The organism is Acinetobacter sichuanensis (genome assembly GCF_003024515.2).
GTDB lineage: Bacteria > Pseudomonadota > Gammaproteobacteria > Pseudomonadales > Moraxellaceae > Acinetobacter > Acinetobacter sichuanensis.
The window spans coordinates 1-8,645 of sequence record NZ_PYIX02000069.1 but is presented as its reverse complement, the minus strand read 5'-3'; the positions used below and the strand labels follow the sequence as shown (position 1 = coordinate 8,645).

The window sequence follows — 8,645 nt, the reverse complement described above, 5'->3', positions numbered from 1 at the left end:
TGTCTCGCCCGTGCCGTGAATGGGGTTGCCCTAATCTTGTTAAGTCACGCAGTCAGAAAGGCTTTTGTGACGATCATGCATCAAAGCGTTCAGGCTGGAATAAACGTGTAGATCGTACAGGTTCAACAACTGAGCGTGGCTATGGTCATGCATGGCGCAAGCTTCGTGAGTTTATTTTGAAGCGTGATAATTATCTTTGTCTTGTGTGTGCTGAACAAGGTCGATTGACTGAAGCAACTGAGGTCGATCACAAGCTTAATAAAGCTAAAGGCGGCACAGATGACCATGATAATTTGCAGTCAATTTGTAGTGCTTGTCATAAAGAGAAGACAGCGAAGGAAGGGAAGTGATGGCTGATAAAACTATTGAAGAAATGGTGCACGACTATGTTGTTGCTCAGTTGAGTTCGGGTATTGGTGTAACCAAGTGCGATATTAAAGAATTCACTGATATTGCATGTGAAGTAAAAGGGCGATCAGCACAAAGGCAAAAAGAAATCAATCAAGATGCCCAGCGTCGTCGTTGGTAGGTAGGGGGGAGGTGAAAAGTTCAAGCTTTTCAACGAAATGACCGCCCCCTTAGACACATTTTTACGTGAGCGAAATTAAAAATTGAGGGTCTTGACATGGGTGGTCGAAATGCGGTAGCAGGTGCAGGGCGTAAACCTAGAGTTATCTCAACAGGCGATACGGACTTCGATAAAGTATTTGATATTGATGTGCCAATTCATCTTGAGCACATGGATCAAGCGGTCACAATGTGGAAGTCAATTATCCCTGAATTACTAAAAAGAAAAATTCTAAAAATTACAGATTTGCATAATGTGGAAATGTTTTGCATGGCATATCACAACCTGCGTGAAGCACAATTTGAGGTTGTAAATTATGGGGTTACGCTCGAAACGGAATCAGGAAGAATTAAAAATCCTGCATTGACAGTTGTAAATGAAGCATCAAAACAAATTGCTCAATTCGGCTCAATGTTGGGGCTTGATCCTGTGTCTCGCGCTCGATTAATGGGTGGTGATGGAAAGAAAAAAGGTAATGCATTTGCAGAGGTGTTAAACATGTAGTGAGGTCAAAATGACAGCTTTCCCAAATGTTGACATTGCAAATAAGTGGGCTAAGCAAGTCGTTTCAAATAAAATCCCTGCATGTAAATGGGTGAAATTAGCCTGTGAACGCCACTTAAATGACTTAAAAAACAGTAAAAATAAAGATTTTTTATATAAATTTGACCCTAAATTAGCTGAAAAAAAGATTAAATTCATTGAGCTTTTGCCTCACACCAAGGGTGAGTGGGCAATGAAGCGAATGTTAATTTCATTAGAGCCTTGGCAAAAATTTGGAATTGCTTGCACTTTTGGTTGGGTGCGTAAAAAGGACGGATATCGCCGTTTCCGTGAAAGCTATTGGAATATACCACGTAAAAATGGAAAGTCCGCAATTGCTGCTGGCGTTGCACTCAATATGTTTGCAAATGATGGTGAGTTTGGTTCCGAGGTTTATGCGGGCGCGACAACTGAAAAACAAGCATGGGAAGTATTCAAACCTGCTCGGTTAATGGCAGTAAAATCACCTGATTTTGTCGAGGCGGCAGGCATTCAAATTAATGCTGGTAGTTTGGAAATACCAAATGATGGTTCAATTTTTGAAACAATTATTGGTGATCCGCCAGATGGTCAGTCACCACATTGCGCTATTGTCGATGAGTTTCATGAACATCAAACATCAGCAATGTATGACACGATGCAAACTGGTATGGGTGCGCGAAGACAGCCACTTATCTTTACCATCACAACCTCTGGATTCAATATTAATGGGCCTTGCTACGATTTACAGATTCGTGTTCAAGAAATGCTTGAGGGTACAGTACCAGATGATGAATTATTTGGTTTTATTTTCACAATTGATGAGGGTGATGATTGGACTGACCCAAAAGTATTGCAAAAGGCTAATCCAAATTATGGTGTATCGGTTTATGCGGATTACCTAGAGTCGCAACAACGGCGAGCTATACAGAATGCATCTAAGCAAAATGCCTTTAAAACAAAACACTTAAATATTTGGGTTTCTGCAAAATCTGCTTTCTTCAATATGGAGCAATGGAACGAATGCAAAGATATAAATCTAAAAATTGAAGATTTTAGAAATGATCCCTGCATGATTTGTGTGGATTTATCTTCAAAAATTGATATTGCAGCACGCATTAACCTTTTTTATAGAATCATCAAAGGTAAGATTCACTATTACAGTGTTGCACCAAGATTTTACTTGCCCTATGACACTGTCTATAACGGTGAAGAAAAACAAGTAATTGAACGCTATCAGAAGTGGTTGAATCAAGACTTATTGACAGTTTGTGATGGATTCGAAAATGATTTAAATGAAATTGCTGAAGATATTTTAAATGATGCTATTGAAATGAAAATTCAAGAAGTTCCTTACGATGAATGGGGTGGATTTCAAATATCTAAGCAAATTGATGATGCAGGCTATACATCAATCAAAATCCCTAAAATCACCAAAACATTCTCACCAGCAATGAAAGAAATGGAGGCAGCAATTGCATCTGGAAGATTTCATCACGATGGCAATCCTATATTATCTTGGATGGTTGGAAATGTGATTTCTAAAACTGGAAAAAATGATACTGAATTTCCAGATAAGGAGAAGAAATTTAAAAAGATTGATGGTGCGGTTGCTGGGTTAATGGGTATTAGTCGGATCCTTACATTAATGAGTAATCCCGAAGAGGATGATCTATCGAGTCATATCGAGAAACATGGGGTAAGAAGACTCTAATGAGCATAAAATCAAAAATAGGGGAGTGGCTTGGATTCAAGTCTACTCCCCTTGTTATTTCTGGACCTGATGAATTGGCACGTATTTTTGGTGCTGAATTTGTCACTGGTACAGGACAGTCAGTTACACCATTGAGAGCCATGCAACTTGCGATTGTATTTTCGTGTGTTCGAGTGCTTTCAGAATCAATGGGTATGTTGCCATGTAGATTATTAAAGCAGGATGGTAAATACAAGCAGCCAGCTATTAATCATAAACTTTATGAGCTTTTAAGCATTGCACCAAATGACTATATGACAGCTCAAGAGTTTTGGGAGTTGCTCATGGTTTGCTTGTGCTTGAGGGGTAACTTTTATGCATACAAGGTTTGCGCCCTTGGTGAAGTTGTTGAATTACTTCCTCTCGATCCAAGTTCTGTGACACCAAAGTTGAAAGATGATTGGACAGTTGAGTACCAAGTTAATTTTAAGAATGGCGGTATTAAAACGCTGAGCCAAGATGAAATTTGGCATGTTCGCTTATTCACCTTGGATGGATTAACAGGTCTTAATCCTGTGGCATATGCACGTAAATGTATTGGTCTGGGGTTGGACACAGAAGAACACGGTGCAAAACTATTTAAAAATGGTGCTGTCACTTCAGGTGTTTTAGAAACTGAAGAATCGTTAACCGATGTTGCTTTCAATCGTCTTAAAGCTGAATTTGAAGAAAATTACACAGGGTTGGCGAATACATATAAACCTATGATTCTTGAGCAAGGCTTGAAGTGGAAACCAACCGCTTTAAATCTTGAGGATTCCCAGTTTTTAGAAACGCGTGAATATCAAAAAAGCGAAATCTGTGGATTGTTCCGGGTACCACCTCATTTAGTGGCTGCAATGGACAAGATGACTTTAAACAATATCGAACATATGGGGATGAGCTTTGTGAATTACTCACTGGTTCCCTATATGACCCGTATTGAATCAAGAATCAGAGTTGGATTGCTGAGTGAAAAAGATCGCAAAAATCATTACGCAAAATTCAATGCTGGTGCGCTTTTACGTGGTGACTTGAAAACACGTTATGAGTCTTACGGCAAAGGTATTCAGTGGGGATGGTTAAGTCCTAATGATTGCCGAGAATTGGAAGATATGAATCCACGTGAAGGTGGGGATATTTACTTAACCCCGATGAATATGACGACTAAACCTGAGGATGATAGCGATGCAAAAAAAGCATCTTAATGTGCCTTTTGAGGTTAAATCTGTGTCTGATACAGGTGAATTTGAAGGGTATGCATCAGTTTTTGGTGTTAAAGATAGTTATGGTGACGTTGTTATGCCAGGTGCATTTAAGCGGACATTGAATGAGTGGTCCCAGAAAGGTCGGCTGCCTGCCATGCTATGGCAACATAAATCAGATGAACCTTTAGGACCATATTTAGAAATGAAAGAAGATGAAAACGGCCTCTTTGTAAGAGGTCGTTTTCTTATTAAGGATGACCCACTAGCACGTCGCGCACATGCTCATCTAAAAGCCAAGTCAATTGGAGGAATGTCAATTGGATTTATTCTGCGTGATTACGAGTATGACAAGCAACTAGGTGTTTACAAATTAACAGACATTGATTTGTGGGAGGTTTCAATTGTGACTTTTCCTGCAAATGATGAAGCGCGAGTTTCAGATGTGAAATCTGCGTTGGATCGAGGGGAAACCCCATCTGAAATGGAAGTAGAGCGAGTATTGAGAGATGCTGGTTTCACACTTCAACAAGCCAAAGCCTTTATGGCTAAAGGTTACGGAGCGATTGGTGCACAGAGAAATACTGAGCAAACTGATGACGCGCTTCAATCACTCAAAGACTTAAAATCCATTTTTACAACAGGTAAATAAATCATGGCTATTGAAAAGAAAGATATCGAAGAAGTTGCATCAGACCTTAAGGGTGTGTTTGAAGACTTTAAAAAGAAAAACGACCAAGAGCTTGAAGCAATCAAGTCTGAAAAGGGCAAATTGGGTGATCAGGTTGAAAAGCTTAATGAAAAATTAGGTGATATTGATAAGCTTAAAGCTGAACTTGAAAAAGAACTTAAAGCAGCAAAACGCCCAGGTGTAACTGGTGGTGAAGGTGTTGATGAACACAAAACTGCATTTTATCAATTCCTTCGCAAAGGTGTTGATGATGGTCTTGCGGACTTAGAGCGCAAAGCTGTTCAAACCACCACCAATCCTGATGGTGGTTTTGCGGTACCAGAAGAACTTGATCGCACATTATTGGAACTTTTGAAAGATGAAAGCCCAATGCGTAACGTGTGTTCGCAAATCACTGTTGGGTCTCCTGATTATAAAAAATTAGTTAATCTTGGTGGCGCTGGCTCTGGCTGGGTAGGGGAAACAGATCCACGACCTACTACAGGAACTCCAACATTGGCGCAACTTCAGGCGACAATGGGGGAAATCTACGCCAACCCTCAAGCAACACAAACATCATTAGATGATGTGTTCTTTAATGTTGAAGACTGGATTTCAACAGAAGTCGCACGTGAATTTGCTGAAAAAGAAGGACATGCATTCTTACTTGGAGATGGCTCTAAAAAACCAAAAGGTATTTTAGCCAATACGCTCACCACAGAAGCAGATAAAGATCGTGCATTTGGTTCACTTCAAAAAATATTGTCAGGTCAAGCTGGTAACTTCAGCGGTGACAATCTTATTGATCTAATTTTTTCGTTGAAAAAAGGCTATCGAAATGGTGCCTTATTCATGATGACAAATCTAACACAATCCAAGGTTCGTAAGTTTAAGGATTCTGAAGGTAATTACCTATGGCAACCGGGCTTGCAGTTGGGTCAGCCATCAACATTACTTGGTTATGGCATTGAAGAAAATGAAGACATGCCAGAAGCGGAAGCAGATGCTAACTCAATTCTGTTTGGTAATTTTAAGCGTGGTTATTTGATTGTAGATCGCATGGGAACACGTGTATTACGCGATCCATACACCAATAAACCTTATGTTGGTTTCTATACAACAAAGCGTACTGGTGGCATGCTTTTAGATAGCAATGCAATCAAAGCGTTAACACTATCTGCTTAAATCTAACAGTTAAAATATGCCTTACTTTTTTGTGAGGCATATTTTTTTGGGGAAGAAATGCCAATTATTACGGTAAAACAGACCTTTAAAATTGCCATTGAAAATGGAAATAAGGTTATAGAAATTAAAAAAGGTGATCAAGATGTATCGGATCGCATTGCGGAAGTCGCTGTAAACCAATTGAAAGTTGCAACATTTAAGGCGAAAGGAAAGCAGAATGAATCAGTTTCTAACGTTGGAACAGGTAAAACTACACCTGAAAGTTGATCATGATGATGAAGATTCTGATATTGAGGCATTAATTGATGCCTCATTTATCGCATTCGAAGAGTCAACAAATCGTAAGCTTTACCCTGAAAATGAGGCAATTCCTAAAGATGTTAAAAATGGTATTCATATCAGTGATGCAATTATTCAAGGTGCTAAATTGTTAATAGGTCACTGGTATCGCAACAGGGAAACCACGGGTAATTTACAAAACTTACCATTTGCTACAGAGTGGCTTTGGCGTAGGCATCGATTTGTGAATGTGGGGTGATTTATGGGTATTCCTGCAGGCGAACTCCGCCACCGCGTCACAATCCAACACTTTGTTGAACAGCGTGATGAATACAACAACTTGCTTGATAAAGCTTGGGTTGAATACAAAAAACTCTGGGGAAAAATTGAGTTTTTGTCTGTAAAAGACACTTTAGCAGCCAAAGCAGCAAGTTCAGAAACCACAGCTCGCTTAAAGATTCGCAAGCGAACTGACATCACGACTGAAATGCGTGTGCTTTGGAAAGATCAGGTTTTTCAAATAGCTTCACCGCCCAAGCCTGATAATGAAAATGGCGAGATTTATGTGACATTTGAGCTGAAATTATTGGAGTTAGAATGAATAAATTTAGCGATGAAATGCAATATCAAGGGTCAACAGGTGGTTGCATGCTTAGCGAGGATCACCTTAAAAATACATATTTGTTGAAAGGTGGGGAAAAGGTTGTTTCACCTCGCCAAAATACTAATTTACAAGAGTATTTGGAGAAACTATGTCAATCCAATTCCAAATCCACGGACTTGAAAGCCTTCAATCCAAGCTTGAACAGCTCAATAACCCACGTAAAGTTAAATCCGCAGCTCGAAAGGCAGCACGACAAGCAATGAATATTGCAAGAGATGTGGCAAGAAATGCTGCAAAAAAGTTAGATGATCCAAAGACACCAAAGAAAATATTTAGAGAAATTACTGTTATTAATGGTAAAAGTCGAAATCCTAACAGTATTGTTATGAAGGTTGGTGTTCGTGGTGGGGCAAAAGTTAATTATGTGAATAATGATTATAATATCAGGAATAAAAGAGCTGGAAAAACATATCAACTTGATAGTAGGGTTTTTTATTGGAGATTTTTAGAATTTGGTACATCAAAGCAGCCAGCAACACCATTCATGCGTCCAGCACTATCTAATAATGTTGACTTAATTACAAATAAGTTTAATGACGTATTTATTAGTGAGATTGATAAAGCTTTAGCGAGTGCAACATGAACATTTTACCAATATTCCAAACGCTTCAAGACTCACCTGTTAAAGACTTGGTTCAAAATCGTATCTATGAAGATGTTGCACCACATAAAACCAAATTCCCTTACGTTGTTTGGCAACTTATAGGTGGTATACCTGAGCACAATTTAGATTGTCCGCCACAAATAGATCATTTAACTTTTCAACTCGTTGTTTATGACACACAAGCAACAAGAGCCTCTACTACACGAAAAGCAATCAGCGCTGTTTTAGACCCACTTTGCACAATCACTGATATTCACCCAAATTATTACGAACGCATTGGTGACACTGATGTTTTTGGTCGTGGATTTGATGCGAATTGGTTTTTAGATAGATAGCTGCACCACTTAATCAAACCGTCCTTATTGGGCGGTTTTTTTATGCCTGTTTTCAGGCAAACCACTGGCTAGGGCGACGGTTCGAAAAGCACGTTTCCATGTTCAACGTGCCTGCCAGTTTCTTTTTTTGAACATGGTCATATAAGAGGAAATCTTATGAACATGATGACAACATTAAATTTACGTGCCATGGTCACAAGCGAAAATGGCGAAGCAAAAACAACCAGTTACGCGGTAGCAGAAGCATTTGGAAAACTACATAAAAACGTAATACGAGATATTGAAAAACTAAGATGCTCCGACAAATTTAAAGCGCTCAATTTTGAGCTTTGCTTTGAAAACAACAAGTTACAGAACGGAAAGCCTAGAAAATTTTATCAAATGACTAAAGATGGCTGGATGTTTCTAGTGATGGGCTTTAATGGCGAGAAGGCTGATGCTGTAAAAGAGCAATTTATTGATGCCTTTAACTGGATGGCAAGCCAATTAACCCAAGTCTTTCAATCTAAATGGGCTAGATATAATCATATTGTCGGTTATCGCGAAAATCGCAAACAGCAAGTTAGTTGCTCAGCTAGAGACATGAACGTGTGGAAACATGAAAAGCATCCACTTGATGATGAAATAGCGCAATCGGAAAGAGAGTTGCAGCCGTCATTGCCATTTGCTAGTGGGGTTTAATCATGAATATTGCTTATGTGGTTGTAGAATGCCGACCAAGCACAGACGAAGAAAATTATGCTGACATTAATATTGGTGATGATAGCTATGTGTTTTGCTCAATAGAGCCAGTACCAAACACAGGTGATTGGCAGAAAAATATTGAAGCAGCCATATTGATTGGAATTGATGTAGAGCGAACTAAACCAAAGCATAAGCAC

At 39.2% G+C, this 8,645-nt stretch carries 14 protein-coding genes; all 14 read left to right on the top strand.

Going from position 1 to position 8,645, the window contains the following annotated elements:
* Nucleotides 1-350: HNH endonuclease (locus C9E89_RS20790; RefSeq protein WP_107010058.1), on the top strand; the 350-nt coding region annotated here is incomplete at its 5' end.
* Nucleotides 350-529 carry a hypothetical protein gene (locus C9E89_RS20785; RefSeq protein WP_107010057.1) on the top strand — a complete coding sequence of 60 codons (180 nt, stop codon included), beginning with the start codon at nucleotides 350-352 and terminating at the stop codon, nucleotides 527-529. The genes C9E89_RS20790 and C9E89_RS20785, both read left to right, overlap by 1 nt.
* A gap of 96 nt (nucleotides 530-625) precedes the next feature.
* On the top strand, nucleotides 626-1,072 hold the full coding sequence (locus C9E89_RS20780; RefSeq protein WP_107010056.1) for a phage terminase small subunit P27 family: 447 nt from the start codon (nucleotides 626-628) through the stop codon (nucleotides 1,070-1,072).
* Nucleotides 1,073-1,163: 91 nt separating this feature from the next.
* Complete coding sequence (locus C9E89_RS20775; protein ID WP_228199093.1) at nucleotides 1,164-2,804, top strand: terminase large subunit; 1,641 nt, start codon at nucleotides 1,164-1,166, stop codon at nucleotides 2,802-2,804.
* On the top strand, nucleotides 2,804-4,030 hold the full coding sequence (locus C9E89_RS20770; RefSeq protein WP_107010054.1) for a phage portal protein: 1,227 nt from the start codon (nucleotides 2,804-2,806) through the stop codon (nucleotides 4,028-4,030). The genes C9E89_RS20775 and C9E89_RS20770 overlap by 1 nt, the downstream gene beginning before the upstream one ends.
* Nucleotides 4,011-4,679: an HK97 family phage prohead protease gene (locus C9E89_RS20765; protein ID WP_171405193.1), complete on the top strand. Its 669-nt coding sequence runs from the start codon at nucleotides 4,011-4,013 to the stop codon at nucleotides 4,677-4,679. Before C9E89_RS20770 ends, C9E89_RS20765 begins: the two co-directional genes overlap by 20 nt.
* A 3-nt stretch (nucleotides 4,680-4,682) precedes the next feature.
* On the top strand, nucleotides 4,683-5,882 hold the full coding sequence (locus tag C9E89_RS20760) for a phage major capsid protein (protein WP_107010053.1): 1,200 nt from the start codon (nucleotides 4,683-4,685) through the stop codon (nucleotides 5,880-5,882).
* A gap of 57 nt (nucleotides 5,883-5,939) precedes the next feature.
* Entirely contained in the window at nucleotides 5,940-6,149 is a 210-nt protein-coding gene (locus C9E89_RS20755) for a hypothetical protein (RefSeq protein ID WP_107010052.1), read from the top strand.
* The gene (locus C9E89_RS20750) at nucleotides 6,100-6,420 is read left to right on the top strand and encodes a head-tail connector protein (RefSeq protein ID WP_107010051.1); all 321 of its coding nucleotides are present in this window, start codon (nucleotides 6,100-6,102) and stop codon (nucleotides 6,418-6,420) included. The genes C9E89_RS20755 and C9E89_RS20750 overlap by 50 nt, the downstream gene beginning before the upstream one ends.
* A 3-nt stretch (nucleotides 6,421-6,423) precedes the next feature.
* Nucleotides 6,424-6,762, top strand: a complete 339-nt coding sequence (locus C9E89_RS20745; RefSeq protein WP_107010050.1) for a phage head closure protein — start codon at nucleotides 6,424-6,426, stop codon at nucleotides 6,760-6,762.
* Between the two features lie 157 nt (nucleotides 6,763-6,919).
* On the top strand, nucleotides 6,920-7,408 hold the full coding sequence (locus C9E89_RS20740; protein WP_107010059.1) for an HK97-gp10 family putative phage morphogenesis protein: 489 nt from the start codon (nucleotides 6,920-6,922) through the stop codon (nucleotides 7,406-7,408).
* Complete coding sequence (locus C9E89_RS20735; RefSeq protein WP_107010049.1) at nucleotides 7,405-7,764, top strand: DUF3168 domain-containing protein; 360 nt, start codon at nucleotides 7,405-7,407, stop codon at nucleotides 7,762-7,764. Before C9E89_RS20740 ends, C9E89_RS20735 begins: the two co-directional genes overlap by 4 nt.
* Before the next feature lie 156 nt (nucleotides 7,765-7,920).
* Complete coding sequence (locus C9E89_RS20730) at nucleotides 7,921-8,445, top strand: Rha family transcriptional regulator (RefSeq protein WP_107010048.1); 525 nt, start codon at nucleotides 7,921-7,923, stop codon at nucleotides 8,443-8,445.
* 2 nt (nucleotides 8,446-8,447) lie between these two features.
* Nucleotides 8,448-8,645 (top strand): hypothetical protein (locus C9E89_RS20725; protein WP_107010047.1); only part of this gene is annotated, 198 nt, incomplete at its 3' end.

Bases quoted from the DNA above. Each gene is read 5' to 3' on its own strand.
- C9E89_RS20760 (WP_107010053.1), top strand. From the start codon at position 4,683: ATGGCTATTGAAAAGAAAGATATCGAAGAAGTTGCATCAGACCTTAAG.
- C9E89_RS20750 (WP_107010051.1), top strand. From the start codon at position 6,100: ATGAATCAGTTTCTAACGTTGGAACAGGTAAAACTACACCTGAAAGTT.
- C9E89_RS20770 (WP_107010054.1), top strand. From the start codon at position 2,804: ATGAGCATAAAATCAAAAATAGGGGAGTGGCTTGGATTCAAGTCTACT.
- C9E89_RS20745 (WP_107010050.1), top strand. From the start codon at position 6,424: ATGGGTATTCCTGCAGGCGAACTCCGCCACCGCGTCACAATCCAACAC.
- C9E89_RS20780 (WP_107010056.1), top strand. From the start codon at position 626: ATGGGTGGTCGAAATGCGGTAGCAGGTGCAGGGCGTAAACCTAGAGTT.
- C9E89_RS20755 (WP_107010052.1), top strand. From the start codon at position 5,940: ATGCCAATTATTACGGTAAAACAGACCTTTAAAATTGCCATTGAAAAT.
- C9E89_RS20785 (WP_107010057.1), top strand. From the start codon at position 350: ATGGCTGATAAAACTATTGAAGAAATGGTGCACGACTATGTTGTTGCT.
- C9E89_RS20735 (WP_107010049.1), top strand. From the start codon at position 7,405: ATGAACATTTTACCAATATTCCAAACGCTTCAAGACTCACCTGTTAAA.
- C9E89_RS20730 (WP_107010048.1), top strand. From the start codon at position 7,921: ATGAACATGATGACAACATTAAATTTACGTGCCATGGTCACAAGCGAA.
- C9E89_RS20765 (WP_171405193.1), top strand. From the start codon at position 4,011: ATGCAAAAAAAGCATCTTAATGTGCCTTTTGAGGTTAAATCTGTGTCT.